At 66.0% G+C, this 25,379-nt stretch carries 20 protein-coding genes, 1 tRNA gene and 2 pseudogenes; 8 read left to right on the top strand and 15 right to left on the bottom strand.

Features of this window, described 5'->3' with window-relative positions:
- Positions 1-302: pseudogene (locus tag ACTHJ1_RS16530) on the top strand (succinylglutamate desuccinylase); the annotation flags it as partial.
- A gap of 324 nt (positions 303-626) precedes the next feature.
- On the opposite strand, the gene ychF reads toward ACTHJ1_RS16530, so the two are convergent.
- Positions 627-1,718, bottom strand: coding sequence for a redox-regulated ATPase YchF (ychF, locus tag ACTHJ1_RS16525; protein ID WP_440194567.1), 1,092 nt, complete (start codon positions 1,716-1,718; stop codon positions 627-629).
- Between the two features lie 274 nt (positions 1,719-1,992).
- On the opposite strand from ychF, the gene ACTHJ1_RS16520 reads away from it, so the two are divergent.
- Positions 1,993-3,030 (top strand): aldo/keto reductase, encoded by a 1,038-nt coding sequence (locus ACTHJ1_RS16520; RefSeq protein ID WP_440194564.1) that lies wholly within the window; start codon positions 1,993-1,995, stop codon positions 3,028-3,030.
- Between the two features lie 44 nt (positions 3,031-3,074).
- Here ACTHJ1_RS16520 and ACTHJ1_RS16515 read toward each other — a convergent pair whose 3' ends face one another.
- The 5 genes from ACTHJ1_RS16515 to ACTHJ1_RS16495 all read right to left on the bottom strand — a co-directional run bounded on the left by ACTHJ1_RS16515 (position 3,075) and on the right by ACTHJ1_RS16495 (position 9,970).
- Positions 3,075-5,402 carry an HAD-IC family P-type ATPase gene (locus tag ACTHJ1_RS16515; protein WP_440194561.1) on the bottom strand — a complete coding sequence of 776 codons (2,328 nt, stop codon included), beginning with the start codon at positions 5,400-5,402 and terminating at the stop codon, positions 3,075-3,077.
- Between the two features lie 124 nt (positions 5,403-5,526).
- Positions 5,527-6,336, bottom strand: coding sequence for an alpha/beta hydrolase (locus ACTHJ1_RS16510; protein ID WP_440194558.1), 810 nt, complete (start codon positions 6,334-6,336; stop codon positions 5,527-5,529).
- Between the two features lie 194 nt (positions 6,337-6,530).
- Positions 6,531-7,571, bottom strand: coding sequence for an EamA family transporter (locus ACTHJ1_RS16505; RefSeq protein WP_440194555.1), 1,041 nt, complete (start codon positions 7,569-7,571; stop codon positions 6,531-6,533).
- A gap of 47 nt (positions 7,572-7,618) precedes the next feature.
- Positions 7,619-8,254, bottom strand: coding sequence for a LysE family translocator (locus ACTHJ1_RS16500; RefSeq protein ID WP_440194552.1), 636 nt, complete (start codon positions 8,252-8,254; stop codon positions 7,619-7,621).
- Positions 8,255-8,281: 27 nt separating this feature from the next.
- The gene (locus ACTHJ1_RS16495; protein WP_440194549.1) at positions 8,282-9,970 is read right to left on the bottom strand and encodes a tetratricopeptide repeat protein; all 1,689 of its coding nucleotides are present in this window, start codon (positions 9,968-9,970) and stop codon (positions 8,282-8,284) included.
- Positions 9,971-10,088: 118 nt separating this feature from the next.
- Here ACTHJ1_RS16495 and ACTHJ1_RS16490 point away from each other — a divergent pair, with 118 nt between their 5' ends.
- Genes ACTHJ1_RS16490 through ACTHJ1_RS16480 form a run of 3 tightly spaced genes read left to right on the top strand, consistent with a single transcriptional unit; the run spans position 10,089 to position 13,853 of the window.
- Positions 10,089-10,646, top strand: coding sequence for an NADPH-dependent FMN reductase (locus ACTHJ1_RS16490; RefSeq protein ID WP_440194548.1), 558 nt, complete (start codon positions 10,089-10,091; stop codon positions 10,644-10,646).
- Positions 10,647-10,700: 54 nt separating this feature from the next.
- The gene (locus tag ACTHJ1_RS16485; protein ID WP_440194546.1) at positions 10,701-11,933 is read left to right on the top strand and encodes a TIGR03862 family flavoprotein; all 1,233 of its coding nucleotides are present in this window, start codon (positions 10,701-10,703) and stop codon (positions 11,931-11,933) included.
- A 60-nt stretch (positions 11,934-11,993) separates the two neighbouring features.
- Positions 11,994-13,853, top strand: a complete 1,860-nt coding sequence (locus tag ACTHJ1_RS16480; RefSeq protein WP_440194544.1) for a tetratricopeptide repeat protein — start codon at positions 11,994-11,996, stop codon at positions 13,851-13,853.
- Here the strand turns inward: ACTHJ1_RS16480 and ACTHJ1_RS16475 are convergent.
- The 8 genes and pseudogenes from ACTHJ1_RS16475 to ACTHJ1_RS16440 form a co-directional block, all read right to left on the bottom strand.
- A complete protein-coding gene (locus tag ACTHJ1_RS16475; protein ID WP_440194541.1) occupies positions 13,813-14,574 on the bottom strand; it encodes a CPBP family glutamic-type intramembrane protease in 762 nt (253 codons plus the stop codon). The genes ACTHJ1_RS16480 and ACTHJ1_RS16475 overlap by 41 nt on opposite strands.
- A gap of 16 nt (positions 14,575-14,590) precedes the next feature.
- Positions 14,591-15,187: an aminoacyl-tRNA hydrolase gene (gene pth / locus ACTHJ1_RS16470; protein WP_440194539.1), complete on the bottom strand. Its 597-nt coding sequence runs from the start codon at positions 15,185-15,187 to the stop codon at positions 14,591-14,593.
- 154 nt (positions 15,188-15,341) lie between these two features.
- The gene (locus ACTHJ1_RS16465; protein ID WP_440194537.1) at positions 15,342-15,947 is read right to left on the bottom strand and encodes a 50S ribosomal protein L25/general stress protein Ctc; all 606 of its coding nucleotides are present in this window, start codon (positions 15,945-15,947) and stop codon (positions 15,342-15,344) included.
- A 128-nt stretch (positions 15,948-16,075) separates the two neighbouring features.
- On the bottom strand, positions 16,076-17,026 hold the full coding sequence (locus ACTHJ1_RS16460) for a ribose-phosphate pyrophosphokinase (protein ID WP_440194534.1): 951 nt from the start codon (positions 17,024-17,026) through the stop codon (positions 16,076-16,078).
- Between the two features lie 230 nt (positions 17,027-17,256).
- Positions 17,257-17,330: transfer RNA gene (locus tag ACTHJ1_RS16455), tRNA-Gln, on the bottom strand.
- Between the two features lies 1 nt (position 17,331).
- Positions 17,332-18,255, bottom strand: a complete 924-nt coding sequence (gene ispE / locus ACTHJ1_RS16450; protein WP_440194531.1) for a 4-(cytidine 5'-diphospho)-2-C-methyl-D-erythritol kinase — start codon at positions 18,253-18,255, stop codon at positions 17,332-17,334.
- Between the two features lie 9 nt (positions 18,256-18,264).
- Positions 18,265-18,858 carry a lipoprotein insertase outer membrane protein LolB gene (gene lolB / locus ACTHJ1_RS16445; RefSeq protein WP_440194572.1) on the bottom strand — a complete coding sequence of 198 codons (594 nt, stop codon included), beginning with the start codon at positions 18,856-18,858 and terminating at the stop codon, positions 18,265-18,267.
- Between the two features lie 20 nt (positions 18,859-18,878).
- Positions 18,879-20,721 (bottom strand): annotated as a pseudogene (locus tag ACTHJ1_RS16440) (tetratricopeptide repeat protein).
- Positions 20,722-20,764: 43 nt separating this feature from the next.
- Here ACTHJ1_RS16440 and mutM point away from each other — a divergent pair.
- A complete protein-coding gene (mutM, locus tag ACTHJ1_RS16435) occupies positions 20,765-21,592 on the top strand; it encodes a bifunctional DNA-formamidopyrimidine glycosylase/DNA-(apurinic or apyrimidinic site) lyase (RefSeq protein ID WP_440194528.1) in 828 nt (275 codons plus the stop codon).
- Between the two features lie 15 nt (positions 21,593-21,607).
- Here the strand turns inward: mutM and ACTHJ1_RS16430 are convergent, their stop codons facing one another.
- On the bottom strand, positions 21,608-22,510 hold the full coding sequence (locus ACTHJ1_RS16430; RefSeq protein ID WP_440194525.1) for a LysR family transcriptional regulator: 903 nt from the start codon (positions 22,508-22,510) through the stop codon (positions 21,608-21,610).
- 175 nt (positions 22,511-22,685) lie between these two features.
- Here ACTHJ1_RS16430 and hmgA point away from each other — a divergent pair, with 175 nt between their 5' ends.
- Complete coding sequence (gene hmgA / locus ACTHJ1_RS16425) at positions 22,686-23,987, top strand: homogentisate 1,2-dioxygenase (RefSeq protein WP_440194523.1); 1,302 nt, start codon at positions 22,686-22,688, stop codon at positions 23,985-23,987.
- 26 nt (positions 23,988-24,013) lie between these two features.
- On the top strand, positions 24,014-25,327 hold the full coding sequence (fahA, locus tag ACTHJ1_RS16420) for a fumarylacetoacetase (RefSeq protein WP_440194521.1): 1,314 nt from the start codon (positions 24,014-24,016) through the stop codon (positions 25,325-25,327).
- Positions 25,328-25,379 lie beyond the last annotated feature (52 nt).

The raw sequence follows: 25,379 nt of genomic DNA, 5'->3' as shown, positions 1-25,379 counted from the left end.
GTGCCGCGCGGCCGCTCCCGCCCTGGGCGCACCAAGCCACGCCGCTCGCGGGCAGCGAACTGTTCTACGCGCCCGCGAGCGGCATTCTGGTGCATCGTGCCGCAATGGGCGACCTGATCAGCGTCGGCGATCCGCTGTTCGACATTGTCGATCCCCTGACCGACAAGACGATCACCGTGCACAGCAATACCGAAGGCATTTTCTACATGCGACGGTCGATCCGCTTCGTCACGACGGGCGAGTCGCTGGGGCAGGTGACCGGCACGCGCCCGATCCGGACCGGGGTGCTGCTCGACGCCTGAGGGTTCGAAAAAATGGATTCGTGCCGCGTGAAAAGCCAAGACTCAGAGGTTGAACACACGTTTAACCACCGTCGATTAAGTATGTCCAGGATGCGAATGACATCGTTTTTGTAAAAAACAAACGAGGTAATTCATGCCGCCATTACCCTATTTAAGAGTACCCGTTACCTATATTTGAGCCGCCAACACCTATCATTAAAAATCGATCGGATTGCTTGGCCGTAGCAATCAGAAGAAGGGGAGGCATAGCAGCCTCCCCTTAACTTCAAAGACCTGCTCAGTCCGTCGAGCGACACCAAACGTCCCTGAGGTTGCAAAGGACCGTCAAACGTTGAACAAGAAGTTCATCACATCCCCATCCTGCACCACATATTCCTTGCCTTCGGCCCGCATCTTGCCCGCTTCCTTCGCACCCGCCTCGCCCTTGTAAGCAATGAAGTCTTCGTACGAAATCGTCTGGGCGCGGATGAAGCCGCGTTCGAAATCGGTGTGGATGACACCGGCGGCCTGCGGCGCGGTGGCGCCGACCTTGACCGTCCAGGCGCGCACTTCCTTCACGCCGGCGGTGAAATACGTCTGCAGGCCCAGCAGGCCGTAGCCCGCGCGGATCAGGCGGTCCAGGCCGGGCTCCTTCATGCCCATGTCGGCCAGGAAGGCGGCCTTGTCGGCGTCGTCCAGCTCAGCGATCTCGGCCTCGATGGCCGCGCAGATCGCCACCACGGGCGCGTTCTGCTTGGTGGCGTAGTCGGTCAGGCGGTCTAGCAGCGGGTTGTTCTCGAAGCCATGGTCGCTGACGTTGGCCACGAACATCGCCGGCTTGGCCGTGATGAAGCCGAAGGACTTGAGCGAGAACAGCTCGTCGGCATCCAGGCCCAGCGAGCGGATGGGCTGGCCGGCGTCCAGGTGCTTCTGGCAGCGTTCGAGCAGCGCCACCAGCTTGGCCGCTTCCTTGTCGCCGGAGCGCGCCGTCTTGTTGTTGCGGTGAATGGCCTTCTCGATGGTCTGCAGGTCGGCCAGCGCCAGTTCGGTGGAGATCACCTCGATGTCGGCGATGGGGTCCACCTTGCCGGCCACGTGGATCACGTTGGTGTCTTCGAAGCAGCGCACCACGTTGACGATGGCGTCGGTCTCGCGGATGTGCGAGAGGAACTGGTTGCCCAGGCCCTCGCCCTGGCTGGCGCCGGCCACCAGGCCGGCGATGTCCACGAACTCGACCACCGCGGGCACGATGCGCTCGGGCGAGACGATCTCGGCCAGCTTGGCCAGGCGCGGGTCGGGCACCTCGACCACGCCGACATTGGGCTCGATCGTGCAGAAGGGATAGTTCTCGGCCGCGATGCCCGCCTTGGTCAGGGCGTTGAAAAGGGTCGATTTGCCGACGTTGGGCAGGCCGACGATGCCGCATTGCAGAGCCATGGAAATCCTATATTTATCAATACACTATCGAGTCCGACGCGGACGTGGCCGAGCGCTTGTCCCGCAAGGAGGGAGGCTCGGACGGGCGTCGCCTGGACGCGCGTGGGAAAATGGCGGTATCGGGCAAAGCTGCAGGACGCCGCCCGCCGGTTACCCACGAAGGGCATGATTTTAACCGAGTGACCATGCCGCTGGAAAAGCGAGGCCGGGCAAGACCGCTGCCCGCCTCCCAGGCCCGGCCGCCCGGCTTGCCCGCAACTTCACTGGAGATCTCATGCGCTACAACCTACTCGGCCAGACTGGGCTCTATGTTTCGGAACTGTGCTTCGGCACGATGACCTTCGGCGGCCAAGGCCACTGGGCCAATATGGGCCGCCTGCAGCTCGATGACGTCTCGGCGCAGCTCAAGACGGCCGTTGACGCCGGCATCAACTTCATCGACACGGCCAACGTCTATTCGTTCGGCGAGTCCGAGACGCTCACCGGGCAGGCCATCAAGAAACTGGGCCTGCCGCGCGATGAGTTCGTCATCGCCACCAAGGCCACCGGCCCGATGCGGCAAGATGTTCCCAACGCGGTCGGCCAGTCGCGCTACCACCTGATGAACCAGGTCGACGCGAGCCTGAAGCGGTTGCAGCTCGATCACATCGACCTGTACCAGCTGCATGGCTTCGATCCGCTGACCCCGCTGGACGACGTGCTCTCCACCCTGAACGACCTGGTGCGCAGCGGCAAGGTGCGCTATGTCGGCCTGTGCAATATGGCGGCGTGGCAGATCATGAAAGGGCTGGCCATCTCCGACAGGCGCGGCTGGGCGCGCTTCGAAAGTGTGCAGGCGTACTACACCCTCGCCGGCCGCGACCTGGAGCGCGAGGTGCTGCCGCTGGCGCGCGACCAGAAGCTGGGCGTGATGGTGTGGAGCCCGCTGGCGGGCGGCCTGCTCAGCGGCAAGTACAGCGAGGACGGCAAGGCGCCGGAGGGCGCGCGCCGCGCCAATTTCGACTTTCCCATCGTCGACAAGCCGCGCGCGTTCCGCTGCATCGAGGCCATGCGTCCGATCGCGCAAAAGCACGGCGTGTCGGTGGCGCAGATCGCGCTGGCGTGGCTGCTGCATCAAGATGCCGTGAGCACGGTGATCATCGGCGCCAAGACGCAGGCGCAGCTCGAAGACAATATCGCCTCGACGAAGGTGCGCCTCGATGCCGACGACCTTGCCGCGCTGGATGAAGCAAGCAAATTACCGCCGGAGTATCCCGGCTGGATGATCGGGTTCCAGGGCCAATATCGCGCCAAGGCGCCGGTAAAGGAGTAAGCGCTCGCGACCCCATCGGGCTCGCGCGATCCGCGCCGGCGGCATCACCGCCGGTCGATCGGCAGCCGCCGCAGCATCTGGACTTTCGTCGCGTCCAGCGCGAGGCCGAAGCCCAGGCTGGCGGCAAACAGCCCAAGAACCACCCGGCCTGGCAGCGCGGGCATGAGCCAGCCCGACCAGGCGAACGCGGTGGCGACGGCTGCCGATGCCATAGACGCCATCCAATACAGTTTGGACGGGCGGGAATGCCAGACATGGTTCCGTTCGCGCAACACCAGACCCGTCAGCTGGCCCGCCAGCACCAGGGTCAGAAAGGTGAGGCTGCGCATCCTCCCGGTATCCAACCCCAGCCCGAACCAGCCTAGCGCCAGCACCGACATCACGTAAACAAGCTTCACGCCTCCCAGGGGTATCGCAGCCAGGGTCAGCTCGCGGATGCGCCAGGCATTGGGGTAAGGCGTGGGATCGGCGCGGTCACCGGCGCGCGCCATCATCGCGATGTCGCTGGTCAGCATCCACAGCACCTGGAGCATGGGCGTCATTACCGCGTGACCAGTCATGACGAGGCCGCCCCCCATGACGATCAGCGTCACCGACTTGTTCACCAGCATGCTCAGCGTGAACGTCAGCACGCGCCAGAATGCGGCGCGGCCCTCTTCGATACACGCCACGATGCCGCGCAAACCGGGTTCGGTCAGCACCAGCCCGGAGGCAGACTTCGCCACATCGGTCGCGCTGGCCACCGCGATACCCATCTGAGCCTGGCGCAGGGCCGGCGCGTCGTTGGCGCCGTCGCCGCACATGCCCACCGCGTGACCCTGGCGCTGGAAGGCGCGCACCAGCTTGAACTTGTCTTCCGGAAAGACGCCTGCATACACGGCATAGTCTTTAGGAGCCGCCTGCTCCGGAATCGCGCCCGACGGACAGACCTGTCCGTCCAGGCCGATGCTGCGAGCGACGGTGCCGGCGGTCAGCGCCGTGTCGCCGGTGACCATCACGGGCACGATACCCAAATCTTTGAGCTGCCCAAGCAAGGGCGCCGAATCGGTTCGGGGCGGGTCGCTGAGCCCGACGAGGCCAATCACCGCCATGCTCCCCGGAGAGCCGGCCGCCACGGCCAACACGCGGTAGCCTTCGCGGCTCAGGTCGGATAGGGCGACCTGGGCCTGCGAACCGAGCGGCGCCAAGGCGGAAACGGCAATGGGCGACCCTTTGACGATGCGGATGTCCGCGCCGTCCGGGCCCGCGATGAGCGCTTCCGACATCTTGGCTGCGGGATCGAATGGCGTAAAACGGCGCACCGCCGGCAGCGCTGCGTCATGCCGGGCCGCCGCCGCGCGTATCGCCGCATCCACGGGATCCTGGCCGTCGGTAGAGCTCGCAGCCGCGGCGCGGACAAGCAGCGCGGACTCGCTCATTCCCGCTTCCAGCGGCACCACGCGGCCGACGCCCAGGCTGTTCTCCGTCAGCGTTCCGGTCTTGTCGACGCACAGCACATCGATCATGGCCGCTTCCTGCAAGGCTGGCAGGCGGGCCAGCAGGACGCCCTGCTGCGCCAGCCGCCGCGCCCCGAGCGTCGCCGCCAGCGTGAAGACGGCAGGCATCGCGACGGGCACCGCCGAGAGCAGCGCCGCCAGCACCAACGGCACGATTTGCGCCACCGTCATCCCGATGCCTTGCGCATAGGCGACCATGCCGACCACGATGGCCATATTGACCGCGGTCAACGCCTTGACTACGCCAAGCACGGCCTTCTGCTCGCTGCTCTGGACATCGGCGGCCTGCACCAGCTCGGCTGTGCGGCCGAAGTACGTGCGGGCGCCCGTCGCCGTGACCTCGGCCACCGCTTCGCCCCGCCGGACCAGCGCGCCCGCGTAGGCGATGGCGCCGGCAGACTGATCCACCGCAACAGACTCGCCGGTCAGCATCGACTGGTCCAACAGTACCGAGCCGGACACGATACGCACGTCCGCCGGCACGATCGCGCCCAACGAGATCTGCACGACATCGCCCGGCACCAGTGCCGCGGCGGGAATATCGACCCATTGCCCGTCGCGCCGCGCCCGCGCCCGCGGCGCCAGCCGCTGGCGCAGCAAAGCGAGCGTCGCGTTCGCGCGCCCTTCCTGGACAATGCCCAGGACGACGTTGACCAGCAGAAGCGCCACGACCATGGCCGCCTCCACCCATTCGCCCGCCACCATCTGCAGGACGACGGTGGCTTCCAGCATGCAGGGCACCGGCGACCAGAAATGGCGCAGAACGCGGCGTACAGGCTGCGCCTCTTGCTCAGCGACTTCGTTCGGGCCGACCTGACCCAGCCGGCGCGCCGCCTCCTCGCTGGATAAACCGCCGATGTCACATTGCGAAGCCATGAGCGTCCTTGATTTATTTATGCCTCACCAGGCGCCGCCCGGTCATGGCTGCACTGCAGGCCCGAGCCGAGCATCGAAAGCCTTGGGCGCGCCGCAACACAGCCGGTTTCGCGCAGACAGGCCTCTACGGATGCGCCGCGGCGGCAACCTCGGCCATCCATCGGGCTATTTCTTCGGCCGACGCGTTGGGCGCCTGCGTATGGCTGCTCGCAGGCTCATAGAATTCGGTGTGCGAATTGCGGGGCAGCAGCGAAAAGATCTGGGGATTGCCTCGCTTCAGGCCCGGCATGTCTCCCGTCGGCGCGATGAACAGCACGGGGGTCGCCGGGTTCATCTTCTTTGCAGCCCCGTATTCGTTCATGGCGCCGTCGGGGCTGAACCAGCTCAGGTAGATGGCCGGCGTCGTCACGATGCCGTAACCTCGCCCCGCGCCAGGGTCGACGTCGTAAAAGCGGGTCTTTTCATCGCCCTTGCCCTCGGCGATCAACTTGCGCGCCTCATCGACATACTCGCTCAGCTTGTCCCTGAACGCCGCGTTGCCGACGTTGCCGCCGGGTGCGATGGCAACGATACCCGTCACGGTGTGCCTGACGCCGTAGCGCAGGGCAAAAACGCCGCCCTGACTATGCCCGGCGACGAACACCTGCGCGGCGCCTCGGCTGCGCAGTTCGTGGAGCGCTGCGTCGACGGTATGCATCGCGCCCAGGACATCGGTCTCGTAAGTGCCCGACCAGGGCATGGTCAGATTGGCAACGAGATAGCCCTTTTGTGTGAGCGCGCCGGCCAGCCCCTCCATGGAGGTGGAGGTAGCGCCCTTGCCGTGCAGGAGGACGATGCCGATGCGCGGTTCAGACCGGGCGGCGGCCGGCGCAAGCACGACCAGGCAAAGCAGAAGAGCACGCAGGGCGCTCGGGATGCGGCGCGATAAGGACATGATGATTCACCTCGGGTGACAGCATGATGCGCTAGGCGGGACATGCTCGGCGGCGCGATGTTGCGCGCCCTGCCTGCCCAATGCCGAAATCTTAACCGCGGCGCCGCCCCGGCAGGTGCCGCCTTGGCTCTTGTTGCATGACGGCGCCGTACGCCGTCGGCTTGGCCGATAGATACCGGAAAAGGCGATTGCCCTCAATGACGATGCCGATGATGAATATCCGGAAAATGCGGATGGCTGTGGGTGATGGGTTCGTGGCGATGTGCATGGCTGTGCGGCTCGCTGCCGTCCCAATCCGCATCGTGCTCGTGCTGATGATGCGCGTCGTGCATGTGCCGATGCGCATGCTCCAGCGCGTCGTGCGCATGCGTGTGCGCATGCCGTTCGGTCAGGTGCAGCCACACGCCCAAGGCCATCAACGCTGCGGCCAGCCAGAATTGCCAGGTGGTTTGATCTCCCAGAAACACGAGCGCGATGACCGCGCCGACGAAAGGCGCAGTAGAGAAATACGCGCCCGTGCGCGACGAGCCCAGGCCGCGCAACGCCAGCACGAACATCACCAGGCTGATGCCGTAGCCGAACAGGCCCAGGGTCATGGCGGACGCGACCGCCTGCGCCGACGGCCATGCCGCGCCCAGGAACAAGGCCAGCGCGACGTTCACCGACCCGGCTGCCAGCCCCTTGCTGCCGGCGATGAAAAGCGCGTCCGAGGCCGATACATTGCGCGTCAGATTATTGTCGATGGCCCAGCACAGGCAGGCGGCGGCAATGGCCGCCGGGCCCTGCCAGCTCGACTGCCCGATCCGGCCCTGCGGCCACGACAGCAGCACGCCGCCGGCGACGATGACCGCCATGCCGAGCACGATGCGGCCGTCGGTGTTTTCTTTGAAGGCGATCCAGGCCAGCAGGGCCGTCAGCACGGCTTCGAGATTGAGCAGCAATGACGCCGCCGCCCCCGTCGTGCTGGTCAGGCCGACCATCAAAGCAACGGGGCCGAGCACGCCGCCGAAGCCGATGGCGCCCAGCAGCCAGGGCCATTGCGCCGGCTTCAGGCCGGACGCCTGCCAGCCGCGGTCGCGCGCGAGACGGATCATCGTCAGCCCCAGGCCGCTGCCCAGATACAGCAGGCCGGCCAACAGAATGGGCGGCATGTCGCCGGTCAGCACCTTGGCCAGCGGCGTGCTGGCGCCGAACAGCATCGCGGCCGATAGAGCGTAGAAGATGGATCGGTTCATGAGATGCACCTACGCTTTCAAACCCACGGCAGACAACAACCCTTTGATCAACGCCGGCTTTCGAGCGCCATGCGCACGGCCAGGCCGGCAAGCACCGTACCCATCAGCCAGCGCTGCGCGGTCTGCCAGGAGGGCCGCTTGGCCAGAAACACCGCAATGGACCCGGCCATCATGGCGATCACGGCATTGACGCTCAAGCTGATGAAAATCTGCGTCGAACCCAGCACCAGGGATTGCATGAGCACGCTGCCGTGGCCGGCAGGGCTGATGAACTGCGGCAGCAGCGACAGATACATGACTGCGATCTTGGGATTGAGCAGGTTCGTAACGAAACCCATGGTGAACAGTTTGCGCGTACTGTCCTGCGGCAGATCCCGCACATGGAACGGCGAACGCCCGCCGGGCTTGACCGCCTGCCAGGCGAGATAGAGCAGGTAGAGTCCGCCGCCGATCCGCAGCATATCGTAGGCATACGGAATGGCCAGGACCAATGCCGTGATGCCGAACGCGGCGCACAGCATGTAGAAAACGAAACCCAGCGCCACGCCGCCCAGCGAGATCAGTCCCGCGACCCGGCCCTGGCAGATGGAGCGGGAAACGAGATAGATCATGTTCGGCCCGGGCGTCAGCACCATGCCGAGGGAAATGAGGGCGAAGGCGATCAGGTTCGGCAGGGCAGGCATGGCGGCTCCAATGGACTGGAAACCAGATTATCTCAGCGCCTGCGCCATCGCCATGACAATCGCATCCCAACGCCCCGGCTCAGTTTGCCGGAACAGGCGCATGGTGCCCGGGTACCAGGGGCTGTCCTCGCGCTCGCGCAGCCAGCGCCAGTCGACGTTCAGCGCGGGCAGCATCACCCAGCACGGCTTGCCCATCGAGCCGGCCAGGTGAGCGACCGCCGTGTCCACGCTGATAACCAGATCGAGCTGATCGATGATGGCCGCGGTGTCGGCGAAATCGGCGATCTCCGACCCCAGATGCAGCAAAGGCTGCCCGGCCGGCGGATTGCGGGCCTGGTCCTCGCCCGGACCTTTTTGCAGACTGACGAAGCTCAGGCCGGGCACGCGCCACAACGGTTCCAGCACGGCCAGCGAGGACAGCGAACGGCCGCTGTCGTTCAGGTTGGTGACGCTGCCGCGCCAGGCCAGACCTATTTTCCTGCCGGGCAGCCCGGCCAGCCGCTCACGCCAGACCTGGACGCGCTGTGCATCGGCCTGCAGATAGACGGCGGGCGGAATCGTCTGAAGCGACGTGCTCAGCCAGCGCGGTATGGCCATGACGAAGGTCTGATAGTCATGCGTGGGCATGAGCGCCACGGCATCGTCGACGTCGACCGCCTCGATGCCGGAAATGCCGGCGCACAAGGCCCGCAGCTCGGGAAAGCATGCCAGGGTAATGCGCGCGGCGCCCATGGCCTTGAGCACCGACAGATAGCGTCCGAACTGGATCACGTCGCCGAAGCCCTGCTCATGCCAGACCAGCACCGACTTGCCCGCCAGCGGCTCGCCTTGCCATGGCGGGCACCCCGGCCCCAGGCCGGGATGCAGGGCATGCTGCAGGCGCTTCTTGGTGCGATGACGGAACTCGTAGAACGGCCAGCCTTCGGCCAGACGGCCCGCGCCCAGCAGGATCATGCCCAGGCCGAACTGGGTCTCGGCATAGTCGGGACGCAAGGCCAGGGAACGGCGCAGCGCGGCTTCGGCCTCGGGCAGCCGGCCCAGTTGGCCCAGGGCCGTGCCCAGATTGTGCAGCACGTCGGCCATGTCGGGCTGCAAGGCCAGCGCTTGCCGATACGCCTGGACGGCCTCCTGCAGCCGCTGCTGCGCGTGCAGCACGGCCCCCAGACGCTTGAGGCTTTCTGCGTCGTCCGGTTGCAGCGCCAAGGCTTGCCGATAGGCAATCTCGGCCTGCTGCGTCAGGTTGCGCCGGGCCAGCACCGATGCCAATTGCCGATGCGCCTCGGCCATGCGGGGCTGCAGGACGATCACCAGCTGGAAGGCCGTCTCGGCTTCTGCGAGCCGGTTCATGGCGACGAGCGTCATGCCCAGGCCGTAATGCGCCTCGACGTACAGCGGCCGCAGGGCAATGGCCTGGCGCAGCGCCGCCTCGGCCTGCGCGTGCTGATCCAGGCAGTTGAACAGAGAGCCCAGATTGTTGTGCAGTTCGGGCATGTCGGGCCGCAGCGACAAGGCGCCCTGGCATGCCCGGATCGCTTCGGGAAGCCGGCCCAGCGTCGTCAGCATCAAGCCCAGGCCCATATAGGCTTCGACCAGCGCGGGGTCCTGCACCAGCGCCTGCTCGTAAGCCGCGACAGCCTGCTCGAATTGGCCCTGCGCGCCCAGGCGCATGGCGTGTTCGAGCGTGTCTTGCGCCTGGGCGCCGGAGAATGTGGGCATGGATGGAACGCTCTGTCTGGGTTTGACCGGACAAGAACGTTCCCATATTGCGCGCCCCGCCTTTATGATGAAAAGCAGTCATCCGCCGCGTTTATTCCCCATTGAAAAGGAATCCGTCATGTCCCTGAACGTCGCCGTCATCGTCGGCAGTCTGCGCAAAGGCTCCTTCAATCGCTCCGTCGCCCTGGCGGTCAAAGATCTGGCCGCACCGCGCATGAACCTGAACCTCGTCGAAATCGGCGATCTGCCGCTCTACAACCCGGATCTGGACGAAAGCGCCCCGGCCCCCTGGGCGCGTTTTCGCGGCGAGGTCGCCGCGGCCGACGCCGTGCTGTTCGTCACCCCCGAATACAACCGCTCGATCCCGGGCGCCCTCAAGAACGCGATCGACGTGGGCTCGCGCCCCTACGGCAAGAGCGTGTGGCAGGGCAAGCCGGCCGCGATCATCAGCGTGTCGCCGGGCCTTCTGGGCGCTTTCGGCGCCAACCATCACCTGCGCCAGCCGCTGGTGTTTCTGGATATGCCCATTCTGCAGCAGCCCGAGATGTATCTGTCCAAGGCGGGCGATTTCATCGGCGAGGACGGCGAGGTGAACAACGAGGCCACCCGCGACTTTCTCAAGACCTTCGCCGGCAAGTTCGCCGACTGGATCGAGAAGAACCGCGCCGGCCGTTGATGCCAAGCCGGCAATAAGCTCGGGCGGCGTCGCAATGGCTCTACACTGCGGCGCATGACGCATTCTTCTTCTCGCATCGCCATCATCGGCGGCGGTCCGGCGGGGCTGGCCGCCGCCGAAGTGCTTGCCGCCGCCGGCGCGGGCGTCGACCTGTTCGACGCCATGCCATCTCTGGGACGCAAATTTCTCATGGCGGGCCGCGGCGGGCTCAATCTGACGCACAGCGAACCGCTCGACCGCTTTCTGGCCCGCTACGGCGAGCGCCAGGCCGAGCTTGAGCCGCTGGTGCGCGACCACCCCCCGCAAGCCTTGTGCGACTGGGCGCAAGGCCTGGGCGTCGAGACGTTCGTCGGCACTTCGGGACGCGTCTTCCCGCGCGAGATGAAGGCCGCGCCGCTGCTGCGCGCCTGGGTGCATCGCCTGCGCGCAAGCGGCGTCGCGACGCATGCCCGCCATCGCTGGACAGGCTGGGACGAGGCCGGACGGCTGCGTTTCGCCACGCCCGGCGGCGAGACGACATGCGAAACGCGCGCGGTCATCCTCGCTCTGGGCGGCGGCAGCTGGGCCAGGCTGGGTTCGGACGGCGCGTGGTTTTCTCTGCTGGCCGAACGCGGCGTCGCGCTCGCGCCGCTCAAACCCGCCAACTGCGGGTTCGACATCGCGTGGTCCGATTTCTTTCGCGCCAAGTTCGCAGGCTCGCCCGTCAAGAACGTTCAGGCCGGCTGCCTGGCGCCCGGCGGCGGCACGCTGCAGCGACGCGGCGAATTCGTCGCCAGCGAGCACGGCGTGGAAGGCGGCCTGATCTATACGCTGTCGGCGGCGCTGCGCGACCAGATCGAACGCGATGGCCAGGCCACGCTGACACTGGACCTGCTGCCGGACCGCTCCGCCGAACGCGTGCTGGCCGACGTGGCGCATCCGCGCGGCGCGCGCTCCTTGTCTTCGCATCTGCAGAGCCGCGTGGGCATCGCCGGGGTCAAGGCTGCGCTGCTGCGCGAAGTGTTGAGCAAGGACGTCATGCAGGACGTTCACGAGCTGGCCCGTGCCATCAAGGCGCTGCCGCTCGTGCTGGGAGGCACGCGGCCGATCGACGAGGCCATCAGCACCGCCGGCGGCGTGCGCTTCGAAGCCCTCGACGGCAATTACATGCTGGCGCAATTGCCGGGCACCTTCTGCGCCGGCGAGATGCTGGATTGGGAAGCGCCCACCGGAGGCTATCTGCTGACCGGCTGCATCGCCAGCGGACGGGCCGCGGCGCAGGGCGTGCTGCGTTGGCTGGCAAGCTGAACGATAATCGGACGATGCGCGAATGTCGCCGCGATTGACCGTACCGCACACTTCTTCGGCATGACCTTTCCCTCCCACATCGATCTGCGCGAACAGGCGGACCAGCTGGTCCTCAGCGGCGCGCGCCTCATCGCGCAAGACCACGCGCAAGAGGCCATTTTGATTCTGCGCCAGGCGCTGGCGCTGCAGCCTTGTCTGGCCGAAGCGCACTACCAGCTTGGCCATGCTCTGCAGCAAAGCGACCAGCCGCAGCAGGCCCAGCAGGCCTACCGGCAGGCCCTGAGCTGCAATGAGGCTCATGTTCCGACCTGGCTCAGACTGGCCGAGCTATATCGGGAAGAGGGCCGGCTGAACGACGCGGCGGCCGCCTACCGGCGCGCGCTTGCGCTGCGGCCCGATCTGGCCGAAATACACCACGACCTGGGCATGCTGCTGGACGACATGGGCCATCACGTCGAAGCGGAATCGGCCTATCGGCAGGCGATTCGGCATCGGCCCGGGTTTGCGCAAGCGCATCAGAACCTGGGCACGTTGATGGTCGCGGTGGGCCGCCTGTCGGACGCCGAGCAAAGCTGCCGTCATGCGCTGGCGCTGCAGCCCGAATCGGCCCTGGCCCATGCATGCCTCGCGTCCGTGCTGATCTTGCAGAACAAATTGCCGCAAGGCGAATCGCACTACCGCAAAGCCGTCGCGCTCGACCCGCACAACGCGCGTTTACAGGAACAACTGGGCGCCGTCCTGCATCGCCAGAACAAGTTCGCCCAGGCCGAATCCGTCTATCGCCGCGTGCTGGACCTGAACCCGGGAGACTGGGACACCTGGAGCAATCTGGGCGTCGTGCTGGACAGCCTCAATCGCCTGAGCGAATCCGAGGCTGCCCTGCGCCGCGCCTTCGCGCTGCGCCCGCAATCTCCCGATATCCGTTTCGGTCTGGCCTTTACGCTGCTGCGGCAAGGCAGACTGGCCGAGGCCTGGCCGCTGTACGAATCGCGCTACGATCCGGACCGGCAGACTCTCACCCGCTGGCCCATGCCCACGACGCTCAATTACCCCCAGTGGCAGGGCGAATCGCTGCAAGGCAAATCGCTGGTGATCTGGCAGGAGCAGGGTTTCGGCGACATGATCCAGTTCGCGCGGTATCTGCCGCGCCTGAAAGCCTTGGGCGCGAGCCGCATCATTCTGGTGTGCCAACACCCGCTCAAACCCTTGTTCGAAGGCCTGCCGCATGTCGATGCGGTAGTCGGCACGGGCAAGACCGCCACGATGCAAGACGCGCAGGCGCTGATCGGCTACGACTACTGGACGCTGATCATGAGCTTGCCGCATCTTCTGAACACGGCAACGTTCGACGACATTCCTCCCGCGGTGTATGTGCAAGCCGCGCCCGCGCGCCTGGCGAAATGGCGCCGGCAGCTCGATAGCCTGCCCGGCATCAAGGTCGGCCTGACCTGGAAAGGCAATGCCCAGCACTTGAACGACGGCAACCGTTCTCTATCCAGCCTGCACACCTTGGCGCCGCTATGGCAGGTGCCCGGCGTCAGCTTCGTCAGCGTGCAAAAGGGTCAGGGCGAAGACGAGGCGCGCCGGCTTGCGGACGATCAGCCGCTCCTGCATCTGGGTTCGGACATCGCCGATTTCGCCGACAGCGCTGCAATCATCGCGCAGCTGGACCTGCTGATCAGCGTGGACACGGCCGCGGTACACCTTGCCGGCGCGCTCGGCGTGCCGTGCTGGACGCTGATCCCTGTCGAGGGCACGGACTGGCGCTGGGTGCTCGACGGCGAGACGACGCCCTGGTATCCGGGCACGATGCGGCTCTTTCGCCAGACGACGGCAGGCGACTGGGACGGCCCGGTGGAGCAGCTATGCCAAGCCCTGTTTACGCACTGCCTGGAAAGAAATGCAGCGTCATCACGATGACCAGCACCGGCCCCGCATTGAACAGCGCGTGCAGGGCCATCGAAGCGCCGATGCCGCGGCGCGTGCGCATCCAACCGAGCACCAGGCCGGTGACCCATTGCGGCAGCACCAGAAACGGCAGAAGCCACAAGGTGGTCTTGTCGAAGAAAAAATTGTGCAGGTGCACGGCCGCAAACACGAGCGCCACCCCGTGAAAGACCGCGCCGTAGACGCGCGCGTATTCGCGCCGCCAGGCGCGGGCCCAATGGCCGCGTGAAATGCGGCCGCGGCGCAAGGGCCGGCAGGCCAGCAGCAACGCGACGGCCAGAATGACCCAACTCAGGAAGCTGAGCGGGTGCGATACCAGCACGACGGCCAGCGGCACCAGCCACCACGCCTGCGCAGGCCTGCGCATGCCGTAGCGAAACAGCAGCTCTTCGACCATCGGCGCCCAGAGCACGGCGATCAGCACCGGCACGTGCTCTGCGTCGAGCCTGTGCTCGGCGCCCAGCTTCTGCGCCACCATCAGGGACAAGGGACCGAACAGTACCGCATTGACGAACCACAGCACCGCGGCCCAGGCCAGCAGGCGGCCGAAGGATATGCCTGGCCACCAGTCGCTCATGAGGCTGCTCCCGGCTCGGCGGCCCGGCGCGCGGCGCAGGTCGGGATGCCGGAGAAAGCGCCAGAAATCGGCCAGATCCTGTCGGAAGGAAAGCGGTGCGGACGCGGTTCGGATCATGGCGCTCGATGCCGGTTCAGGCGGCGTTGCCGCCATGCAGTTGGCGGGTGGCCTGGGTCAGCTCGCCGTCGAGCAGGGCGGGCAGCACGGCGCGGCAGCGGTCGATCACGCTCTCGATGCCGCTCAGTTCTTCGCGGCGCGGCGGGTGCAGCACGAAGTCCGCCACGGGCTGCGCCAGACCCAGCGTGCGCGGATGACCGATGCCGATGCGAATACGCCAGAAGTCCGGGCTGCCCAGCGCGGACTGGATATCGCGCAAGCCATTGTGACCGGCGTGCCCGCCGCCCTGCTTCATCTTTACCTGGCCCGGCAGCAGGTCCAGCTCGTCGTGCAGCACGAGCACCTGCGCAGGTTCGAGCTTATAGAAGCGCGCCATCGCCCCCACCGCCTGTCCCGAGCGGTTCATATACGTGGCCGGCTTGAGCAGCAGCACGTTCTCCGCGCCCCGCCTGGCCTTGGCCACCATACCGAAGAAAGCCTTCTCGAAATTGAACGAAGCCCGCAGATCGTCGGCGTAATGATCGGCCAGCCAGAATCCGGCATTGTGCCGCGTGGTCTCGTATTCGGGCCCCGGGTTGCCCAGGCCCACGATCAAACGGATGGGATCACTCATGGATACGGCTTATAAAAGTGCCCCCACGCTGCGCCTTCGGCTTGCTGCCCCCTCAAGGGGCCGGTTTGCCTGGAGAGCGGCCTGGCGGAAAAAAACCCCGCGAATGCAGTACGCACGCGCGGGGTTCGTTGCGAAGGGCGATGCCCTGTTCGGCTTAGGCTGCGGGCTGTTCGCCGGCAGCAGTCTCTTCGGCAGCGGCGCCGCCCTTGACCATGGCGGTGGCCACGACGGGGTTGTTGCCGTGCAGGTTCAGCGTCACGCCGATCGGCAGCTTGAGATCGGAGGCATGCACCGAACTGCCCACCAGCATGTTGCCCAGGTTCACTTCGATGAACTGGGGCAGGTTGGAGGGCAGGCAGACGATGTCGACTTCGTTCATGACGTGCGAGATCATGGCGCCGGACAGCTTGACCGCGGGCGAGGTGTCGCCGTTGACGAAGTGCAGGGGCACCTTGGTGTGCAGCGCCTGATTGGCATCGACGCGCTGGAAGTCCACGTGCAGCACCTGCTGCTTGTACGGGTGCCATTGAACCGAGCGCAGCAGCACCTGCTCGCTCTGGCTGCCGGCCACTTCCATCGTCAGGATCGACGCGTGGAAGGATTCTTTGCGCAGGGCATGATAGATCTCGTTGTGATCGAGTTCGATGTTCAGCGGGGCAGCCGTACCGCCATACACAATGGCAGGAACGCGACCCGCGCGGCGCAGGCGGCGGCTCGCACTCGAACCCTGGACGCTACGCGCAGTGGCAGAAAATTTCATGAAAAACTCCAAACTAGCAAATAAGACAGCGCGGTACCGCTTGCACTGCCGGGATTGTCCGGGCGCGACATGCGCCCGGCTTCATCGCTCCCCGCCGCGACCAGCGGGGAACAGATTCTTCAATACTTTCAGTCGGCGAACAGCGAGCTGACCGACTCCGCGTTGGAAATGCGCAGAATCGTCTCGCCGAGCAGCGATGCGCACGACAGCTGGCGGATCTTGCCGCAGGCGGCGGCCGTTTCCGACAGCGGAATGGTGTCGGTCACCACCAGTTCGTCCAGATCGGAAGCCTCGAGGCGCTCGATGGCCGGGCCGGACAGCACCGGGTGCGTACAGTACGCATACACCGCGCCGGCGCCGCGCTCCTTGAGCGCCTGGGCCGCCTTGACCAGCGTGCCGGCGGTGTCGACCATATCGTCCATGATCAGGCAGGTGCGGCCGTCGACTTCGCCGATGATGTTCATGACCTCGGACACATTGGCGCGCGGGCGGCGCTTGTCGATGATGGCCAGGTCGGCTTCAAGCTGCTTGGCCAGCGCGCGGGCGCGCACCACGCCGCCGATGTCGGGCGAGACCACCACCAGATTCGAGAAGTTCCGGCGCCAGATGTCGCCCAGCAGAATGGGAGCGGCATAGATGTTGTCGACCGGAATGTCGAAAAAGCCCTGGATCTGGTCGGCGTGCAGGTCCATGGTAAGGACGCGGTCGACGCCGGCGACCTGCAGCATATTGGCCACGACCTTGGCCGAAATGGCCACGCGGGCCGAACGCGGACGGCGGTCCTGGCGGGCGTAGCCGAAATACGGGATCGCAGCCGTGATGCGGCCGGCCGAGGCGCGGCGCAAGGCGTCGACCATCACCATGATTTCCATCAGGTTGTCGTTGGTGGGCGCGCAGGTGGGCTGCAACACGAAAACATCGCGACCGCGGACGTTCTCGTTGATCTCGGCCATGACTTCGCCATCCGAGAACCGGCCCACGGTCATCTTGCCCAGGGACATATCCAGATGGTTGACCACGTCGACGGCCAAACGCGTGTTGGCCGTGCCGGTAAAGATCATGAAGCTATCGTTTGCCATGGTGCTGTGCCACGTATGTGCTGACGGCTTTTGCCCGACCGATCGGAAGGACGCAAAAAAGAAAAAACTTCACGCCGTGTTTTCGGCCTGAAGATAGAAAAAGCCCCCTCGCTACGCCTTCGGCTTGCCGCCCCCAAGGGGAGCGCGTCGTTGCCTTGGGGCGGCCCGGCGACAAAAAAAGCTGCTGAACCATGTCTCGTGTTCAACAGCTTCTTTTTAATTCTGGTGGGCTGGGGAGGAAGGATTCGAACCTTCGCATGCCGGAATCAAAATCCGGTGCCTTAACCAGCTTGGCGACTCCCCAACTAACTTGCAATCCAGTGCCACAACGGATGTTCAGCCAAGCCGGCGCAAGCCTGGATCAACCGAAATTCCGGCGCTGCGCTGCGGGTCGTGCCGGTTGCACTATTCACAGCGACGCGCATTGTAGCGGTTATTTCTTGCTGAGCCAAAAGCGCTCGGGCCTGCGTGGCAAATTCGACAAAGAGACAGGCGCCGGAGCCGGACATGCGCACTGGCGTCTGAAGTCGGGCTTTCAGCCACTCGCTGCACCTGAAAATCTCAGGGTAGCGGGCAAAGGCCACAGGCTCCAGGTCATTTTTGCCAAACCCGGCATTTGGGTAAGCAAGAAAGTCCGCTATTTTGACGGGTTTGGTATCACGTGTCAAATCAGGGGCGCCGAAAATCTCGGCAGTGGGCACGCTGACGTCGGGTTGCGCCACCAGATAAGCGGCCTCGGGCAAGGCCACCGCAGCCAGCTCCTCGCCTACGCCTTGGGCAAACGCGGACTGGCCGAATACGAACACGGGCACATCGGCGCCCAGCGGCAAGGCCAGCGCCATCAACTCGCGCCGCGACAGGCCGGTGTTCCAGAGACGATTGAGTGCGATCAGCGTGGTGGCGGCGTCGCTGGACCCGCCGCCCAGGCCGCCGCCCGGGGGGATGCGCTTGACCAGTCCGATGCGCGCGCCGTAGCTCGTGCCGGTAGCCTGCTGCAGGGTGCGCGCCGCGCGCACGACCAGATCGTCCTGCGACGCCACGCCAGGCAGGTCGTAGGCGCGCTCGATCACGCCGTCGGCGCGACGCTCAAAGCTCAGGGTATCGGCCAGGTCGACGAAGCGGAACGCCGTTTGCAGCAAGTGGTAGCCGTCGGCGCGGCGGCCCACCACGTGCAGAAAAAGGTTGAGCTTGGCCGGCGCGGGAACGTCGTAAAGCGCGGCGGGAGTCATGGGGCCAGGCTAAGAGGGATCGGGCGAGTCCACCACCAGGCGCACCGAGATGGCGCGCCGCGCTTCCTCGCGCCTGAGCACCAGCAAACGCGGCCCCTGCGCGTCGTAGCGCGACAGACGGGCCTGCCAGCCGCTTTGGCCGAACGACTCGGGCCGCCCCTGGCTGTCGCGCTTGAGGTCCTGGGCCTGGTTGGCCATCAGGCGACCGCGCAGCCAGTCGCGCAGGCCGCCGACCGGAACGGGGCTGCCCAGGGCGTCTTCCACGAGGCTGTCGGGATCTTGCGCCCGCAGCTGGCTGCCGTCGGCGCGCAAGAGCAGCGCCGAGCCGGGCCGGCCCTCTACGCGCGCCTCGGTCGAACCGAGCGGATTGGTGAGATCGAGCTGATAATGCCTGCCGTCGTCGCGCCAGGCAAAGCCGCCCTGCACGGCTTCGGTCTTGCCGCCGTCATGCGTTACGGTGATGGCAAAGCGTCCGACCCGCGAGAACGCATCGGGCGACATGTCGGGGGCGATCGCAGGCCGGGGCGGCGTAGCGCAAGCGGCCAACGCGGCAACGGAGGCCGCCGCCGCGACACGAGCCAGCCTGCGTGCGATCGCGCGGATCGCGCCGGCGCCGCCCTGCTTCAAGGCTTCACCCCCAGCCGCTTGAGCGTGCCGACCACCGTGGGGTTCTTGGGATCTTTCTTGTAGCCCTCGCGCAGCAACGCCGCGGCGCGCTCGTGGTCGCCCTTTTTCCAGAGCACCTCGGCATAGTGCGCGCAGATGTCGGCTTCGGGGCGCTGCACATAGGCGCGGCGCAGGTACTCGGCCGCGCGGTCGAGCTGACCCATGCGATAGCGCACCCAGCCCATGCTGTCGAGGATGAAGGGATCGTTGGGCGCAATGTTCAGCGCCTGGGTGATGAGGTCCAGCGCCTCGGGCAGGCGCTTGTTGTGGTCGGCCAGCGTATAGCCCAGCGCGTTATAGGCCTGCGCGTTGTCCGGATTGAGCGCAATGACCTGCCGCAGCAGACGCTCGACCTCGTTGATGCGGCCCAGACGCTCGTTGAGCATGGCCAGCTCGTACTTGATCTCGGGCGTCTCGGGAAAGGCGCGATCGGCCGTCTTCAGCGTGGCGACGGCCGCGTCCATGCGATTGGCATCGCGCTGGATCTGGCTGCGGGTCAGGTAGCCCTGGACGCGTTCGTCGTCGTCTTGCGGCGCGGTGTTGTCCAGCAAGGCCAAGGCCTTGTCGGTATGGCCTTGGCGCGCGATCAGCACCGCCTGGCGCAGCTGCGCGTTGTAGCGCATGGCCGGATCCTGGATGCGGCCCAATTCCGTGATGGCGTCGTCGATAAGGCCCTGGTCTTCGTCGATGCGGGCCAGCAGCACGTGGGCATCGGATGCCGAGGCGGAGGCCATGGTGGCGCCCGGCGCCGTGCTGCGCTGGCGCTGCTCCTGCACGTCGAGGTATTGGCCGAGCAGCGTGCGCGCCTGATCGAGGCGGTTGGCGCGGTAAGCCACCTGCGCCTGCATGAAGAGCAGATCGAAATCTTCGGGTGTGCGCCGCGACATGGCGTCGAGCTCGGCCAGCGCGTCGTCGTATTTGCCGTCCTTGACCATCTGCCCCACCAGCACCAGGTGCAGGCGTCGCGCATTGGGGTTGCGCGCGAGGAAGTCTCGCGCCTGCTGCTGCGCCGCGGCGGGATCGACGGCGATGCCGTATTGCAGTGCGCGCAGCGCGGCCGGTTCGGACTTGGGATCGACCGCCAACGCGGCGCGGGCCTCGCTGACGGCACGGGTGTCGTTGCCCGCCGCATACGCAGCGTCGGACAGGGCCAGCAAAGCGGCCGGCAGTTTGCGCACGGCCGGATCGCTCAAGGCTTCATCCATGATGCGCAGGGCCAGGCGGCGATCGTTTAGCCGGCTGACCACGCCCATGGCCTGAGTGATGGCTGCGGCCTTGTCCGTCGCAACCTCGATGCGCTTGCGCAGGGCTGCGGCCATGCCGCGGGTTTGGCCGTTGGCGGCCGACAGCGCCAGTTCTGCCGCGCTGGCGTTGCTGTCGTAAGGAGCCAGCTGAGCCCACAGGTGCGCGGCGTCGAGCGCGCCAGCCAGATTGCCGCCGGCCAGTTGGAATTCGAGCGCACGATGCGCCAGGCGCGGATCGCCGGTTTCGCGAGCCAGCGGAATCAGCGTATTGGCCGCCGGGCCGTACATGCCGCGTTGCGCTGCGATCTCGGAGGCCACCACGCGATAGAAGATGTCGCCCGTCAGCGGCACCAGCGGCAGCTTGCCTTCGCGCAGCTGAATGCTGCGTCCGGCGATGGGAGGATTGACGGGGGCGGAGGACTTGGCCGGGCTCGGCACAGGTTGCGCTTGGGCCGACAAGGGCTGCATGCCAACCAGAAGGAGCGCCAACGCGGCAGTTCCGACTTTGAAAAAAGAGTACGACAACGTAGCAGCCTATCGGGGTTTGAACGGCAATGGCACAATCGCCAGGTTAGCAACGAATCATCTTACACTGGCTCATGCCGGAATTGCCCGAAGTCGAAACCACACGTCGCGGAATCGATGCCGTCATTACCGGCAAGCCGCTGCGCCGCCTGCTGGTGCACGAATCGCGCATGCGCTGGCCGATTCCGGCCGAAATGCCCTCGCTTCTGGCGGGCCGCACCGTAATCGAATGCAACCGCCGCGGCAAGTACCTATTGTTGCGTTTCGAACACGGGGTGCAGATCGTCCATCTGGGCATGTCGGGTTCTTTGCGCGCAGTCCCCCCAAAAGCGTTTCTGCGCAAGCATGACCATGTCGAATGGATATTCGATCACGCCATCCTGCGCCTGCACGATCCGCGCCGCTTCGGCGCTGTGCTCTGGCACCCCGATGAAGACGGCCCGATCGAGAACCATCCCCTTCTGGCCAAGCTGGGCATCGAGCCCTTCGATCCGCGCTTCGACGGCCGCTGGCTGCGCCGGCAGTTCGAGAACCGCGGCATGGCCGTCAAGCAGGCGCTGCTGGCCGGATCGGCGGTCGTAGGCGTGGGCAACATCTATTGTTCGGAAAGCCTCTTTCGCGCGGGCATCGACCCGCGCACGCCGGCCGGCAAGATATCGCTGCCCCGCTGCGAACGCCTGGCCGAGGCCATCCGCGCCACGCTCTCCGACGCCCTGGAATCGGGCGGCAGCACGCTGCGGGACTATGTGGGCGCCAGCGGCGAGCCCGGGGCCTACTTCGCGATTCATGCCGCCGTGTACGAAAGGGCCGGTCAACCGTGCAAAGTGTGCGGCACGCCCATACGTCGACTGGTGCAGGGGCAGCGCGCCACCTACTTCTGCCCCCGCTGCCAAAAGCGCTGAACGGGGCCGGCAGCATCAGCCCTGCGCGAACAGCTCCGCGATCAACCCGCGCAGCCACTGATTTCCCGCATCCCGATGAAAGCGCCGCTGCCAATACAGATTGGTCTGCAGCGACGGGGCGCGCAGGGGCGGAACCATCGTCTGCAAACCGAAGCGGGACGCCGTCTGGGCAGCCAGCCTGGCCGGCACGGTGGCCAGAAGATCGGTGACGCTCAAGACATGAGGCACCGCCGTGAAGTGCGGCACGCTGTGATGCGCCCGCAGGAGCACGCCGGCCGCCTCGAGCGCCTGGTTGATCTGCCCGTAAGGCGCGGCGCGCGACACGATCAGATGCTGCTGGGCTCTAAAAGCCTTGATTCCCATGTTTTCGTGCGCCTGCGGGTGCCCTTTGCGAAACAGCGTCATATAGCCTTGCCGGAACAGCATGCGGTGCAGGATGTCGCCATCGAGATCATCGAATGCGCCCACGGCGAGGTCGACGCGGCCGGCCTCCATATCGCGCCGCAGCTCCGCCCCGCCGCGCACCGAGTCGATACGCACGCCCGGAGCGCGCCGAGCGCAGGCTTCCATCAGCGCCGGCATGAAATGAATCTCTCCCACGTCGCTCATGGCGATGCAGAAGCGCCGCGCGCTGCACGCCGGGTCGAACGGCTCGTCGGCCTCGAGCAGGCGATCGAGCAGGCCGAGCGCCTCGGCGACCGGACCGGCCAGGCGCTCGGCCTGCGGCGTGGGCAGCATGCCTTGCCCGGTGCGCACGAACAGATCGTCGCCGAACGTGGCGCGCAGCCGGCGCAGCGCGTTGCTCACCGCGGGCTGGCTCAGATCGAGCCGGCGCGCTACGGCCGAGATATTGCGCAATTCGAGCAGGTGCTGAAAGACCACCAGCAGGTTCAGGTCCAGGCGGCGCAAGTCGGGCATGCTGGGGTTTTCCGTTAACGGCGGATCGGTGCCGGATCGCACCATTATTCATGAAATTTATATCCTGTATTTTCTCATTCCCATAGCAGCAGAACGGGCGATTACCGAAAATAAGCGGCGAAAACCTATTTTTCACGCGCCGACGCGGCTCGCGCCGCGCGCCGGAGGACACATCATGGACACCCTGCAATACCAATCGGGCTTCGGCAACGACTGTGCCAGCGAGGCCCTGCCCGGCGCACTGCCTGTCGGCCAGAACTCGCCCCAGATCTGCCCTTACGGCCTGTACGCCGAGCAGATCTCGGGCACGGCCTTCACCGCGCCGCGCGCCGAAAACCGCCGCTCGTGGACCTACCGCATTCGTCCGGGCGCCAAGCATCTGCCTTTTCAGGCCAGCGACTTCGCCCCGGGCTGGCTGAGCGACTTCGGCCGCGCGCCGGTCACGCCCAACCAGATGCGCTGGAATCCGTTGCCTGCGCCCACCCGGCCTACCGATTTCATCGAAGGCATGCAGACCTGGGGCGGCAACGGCGGTCCCGACGAACAGAACGGCGTGGGCATTCATCTGTACGCAGCCAACCGTTCGATGCAGGGCCGCTTTTTCTACGACGCCGACGGCGAGCTGCTCATCGTTCCCCAGCAGGGCCGGCTGCGCCTGGCCACCGAGTTGGGCCGCATCGACATCGAGCCTTGTGAAATCGCCGTGATTCCGCGCGGCATCCGCTTTCGCGTCGAGCTGCTCGACGGCGAAGCACGCGGCTATGCGCTGGAAAATTTCGGCGCGCCGCTGCGTCTGCCGGAACTGGGGCCCATCGGTTCGAACTGCCTGGCCAACGCGCGCGACTTTCTCACGCCGCAGGCCTGGTACGAAGATGTCGAAGGCGACTTCGAGCTGATCGGCAAATTCACCGGCGGATTCTGGCGCGCCGGCATCGGGCATTCGCCGCTGGACGTGGTGGCCTGGCACGGTACCCACGCGCCCTATAAATACGATCTGCGCCGCTTCAATGCGATCGGCTCGATCAGCTACGACCATCCCGATCCTTCGATCTTCACGGTGCTGACCTCGCCTTCGGATACGCACGGCACGGCCAACATGGACTTCGCCATCTTCCCGCCGCGCATCCTGGCCATGGAGCACACCTTCCGCCCGCCCTGGTTCCATCGCAATGTGGCCAGCGAATTCATGGGGCTGATCCAGGGCGTGTACGACGCCAAGGCCGAAGGCTTCCTGCCCGGCGGCGCCAGCCTGCACAACTGCATGAGCGGCCATGGCCCCGATGCCGATACGTTCGAAAAGGCCTCCGGCGCCGACACGGGCAAGGCACATTACATCCGCGACACCATGGCCTTCATGTTCGAGACGCGCCGTGTGATCCGGCCCACCGAGCAAGCCTTGAATTCACCGCTGCAGCAGCCCGATTACTATGAATGCTGGCAAGGGCTGGCCAAGCATTTCGACGCATCCAAAGCATGAATGCCACCACGACAAGAGACACCTCCATGACCCTGATCAACGAAACCCACGACCCCGCGCTGCGAAGCTGGGTCGCCAGCGCCAACCAGGCAGGCACAGACTTTCCCATCCAGAACCTGCCCTACTGCGTGTTTCGCCGCGCGGGTTCGAGCGAAGCCTTTCGCCCCGGCGTAGCCATCGGCGACCGCATCGTCGACCTGGCCGCGCTGGCGGCCATCGGGCCTTTCGACGACAAGGCCGCTCAGGCGCTGGCCGCCTGCACGGGCGAAGCGCTCAACCCCCTGATGGCCCTGGGCGAGGAGCATTGGAGCGCGCTGCGCCTGGCGCTGTCGCGGGCCCTGCGCGCCGGCTCGCCGCTGCAAGGCCGGATCGAGCCGCTGCTGGTGGCGCAGGCCGACGCGCAGTACACCATGCCGGCACGCGTGGGCGATTACACCGACTTCTACATCTCGGTGCATCACGCCACCACCGTGGGCAAGCAGTTCCGTCCGGACAATCCGCTGCTGCCCAATTACAAGTGGGTGCCCATCGGCTATCACGGCCGCGCATCCAGCCTGGGCGTGAACCAGACCTTCCCGCGCCCCGTCGGCCAGCAGCGTCCCTCTGAAGAGGGCGGCACGCCCGAGTTCGGCCCATGCAAGCGCCTGGACTACGAACTCGAGCTGGGCGTCTACGTGGGCACCGGCAACGCGCAGGGCGATCGCATCGCCATCGATCAGGCCGAGCAGCATGTGTTCGGCCTGAGCCTTTTCAACGACTGGTCGGCGCGCGACATACAGGCCTGGGAGTATCAGCCGTTGGGCCCCTTCCTCTCCAAGAGCTTCGCCTCCACGCTCTCGCCATGGATCGTCACCCTCGAAGCGCTGGCGCCATTTCGCGAGAAATTCGCACACCCGGCAGCCGACCCGCAGCCCCTGCCCTACCTGACCTCGGTCGCCAACAGCGCGCAGGGCGCCTTCAACGTGCAGATGGAAGTTCTGCTCACCACCGCGCAATCGCGCGCGGGAAATGCCGCGCCGGCCAAGTTGTCGTCGAGCAACTTCCGCGACGCATTCTGGACGGTGGCGCAGATGGTCACGCACCACACGGTCAACGGCTGCAATCTGCAACCCGGCGACCTGCTGGGCACGGGCACGCTGTCGGGCCCGACGCCCACGGAGGCGGCTTCGTTGCTGGAGCTCACCGAAGGCGGCAAGAAGCCGCTGGATTTGCCCTGGGGCGAAAAGCGCACTTTCCTGCAGGACGGCGACCAGGTCATATTCCGCGCCGAGTGCGTCAAACCCGGCTATCCGCGCATCGGTTTCGGCGAATGTGCAGGCATGGTGACCGCTGCACGCTGATCCTTGCGCCGCATTGCGTACAATCCGCACCCTGCCGCGCGCAGGGTGTTTT

Origin of the sequence: Bordetella sp. (assembly GCF_051960075.1) — a bacterium.
Taxonomy (GTDB): domain Bacteria; phylum Pseudomonadota; class Gammaproteobacteria; order Burkholderiales; family Burkholderiaceae_B; genus Bordetella.
The sequence above is the reverse complement of the archived record's forward strand: the minus strand, read 5'-3'. Positions and strand labels throughout refer to the sequence as shown.

Coding starts and splice junctions, on each gene's coding strand:
- ACTHJ1_RS16475 (WP_440194541.1), bottom strand. CDS start 14,574: ATGATCCGAACCGCGTCCGCACCGCTTTCCTTCCGACAGGATCTGGCC.
- ACTHJ1_RS16485 (WP_440194546.1), top strand. CDS start 10,701: ATGACGCATTCTTCTTCTCGCATCGCCATCATCGGCGGCGGTCCGGCG.
- ychF (WP_440194567.1), bottom strand. CDS start 1,718: ATGGCTCTGCAATGCGGCATCGTCGGCCTGCCCAACGTCGGCAAATCG.
- ACTHJ1_RS16465 (WP_440194537.1), bottom strand. CDS start 15,947: ATGAAATTTTCTGCCACTGCGCGTAGCGTCCAGGGTTCGAGTGCGAGC.
- ACTHJ1_RS16460 (WP_440194534.1), bottom strand. CDS start 17,026: ATGGCAAACGATAGCTTCATGATCTTTACCGGCACGGCCAACACGCGT.
- mutM (WP_440194528.1), top strand. CDS start 20,765: ATGCCGGAATTGCCCGAAGTCGAAACCACACGTCGCGGAATCGATGCC.
- fahA (WP_440194521.1), top strand. CDS start 24,014: ATGACCCTGATCAACGAAACCCACGACCCCGCGCTGCGAAGCTGGGTC.
- ACTHJ1_RS16430 (WP_440194525.1), bottom strand. CDS start 22,510: ATGCCCGACTTGCGCCGCCTGGACCTGAACCTGCTGGTGGTCTTTCAG.
- ACTHJ1_RS16520 (WP_440194564.1), top strand. CDS start 1,993: ATGCGCTACAACCTACTCGGCCAGACTGGGCTCTATGTTTCGGAACTG.
- ACTHJ1_RS16505 (WP_440194555.1), bottom strand. CDS start 7,571: ATGAACCGATCCATCTTCTACGCTCTATCGGCCGCGATGCTGTTCGGC.
- ACTHJ1_RS16515 (WP_440194561.1), bottom strand. CDS start 5,402: ATGGCTTCGCAATGTGACATCGGCGGTTTATCCAGCGAGGAGGCGGCG.
- ACTHJ1_RS16495 (WP_440194549.1), bottom strand. CDS start 9,970: ATGCCCACATTCTCCGGCGCCCAGGCGCAAGACACGCTCGAACACGCC.
- hmgA (WP_440194523.1), top strand. CDS start 22,686: ATGGACACCCTGCAATACCAATCGGGCTTCGGCAACGACTGTGCCAGC.
- pth (WP_440194539.1), bottom strand. CDS start 15,187: ATGAGTGATCCCATCCGTTTGATCGTGGGCCTGGGCAACCCGGGGCCC.
- ACTHJ1_RS16500 (WP_440194552.1), bottom strand. CDS start 8,254: ATGCCTGCCCTGCCGAACCTGATCGCCTTCGCCCTCATTTCCCTCGGC.
- ACTHJ1_RS16490 (WP_440194548.1), top strand. CDS start 10,089: ATGTCCCTGAACGTCGCCGTCATCGTCGGCAGTCTGCGCAAAGGCTCC.
- ACTHJ1_RS16480 (WP_440194544.1), top strand. CDS start 11,994: ATGACCTTTCCCTCCCACATCGATCTGCGCGAACAGGCGGACCAGCTG.
- ispE (WP_440194531.1), bottom strand. CDS start 18,255: ATGACTCCCGCCGCGCTTTACGACGTTCCCGCGCCGGCCAAGCTCAAC.
- ACTHJ1_RS16510 (WP_440194558.1), bottom strand. CDS start 6,336: ATGTCCTTATCGCGCCGCATCCCGAGCGCCCTGCGTGCTCTTCTGCTT.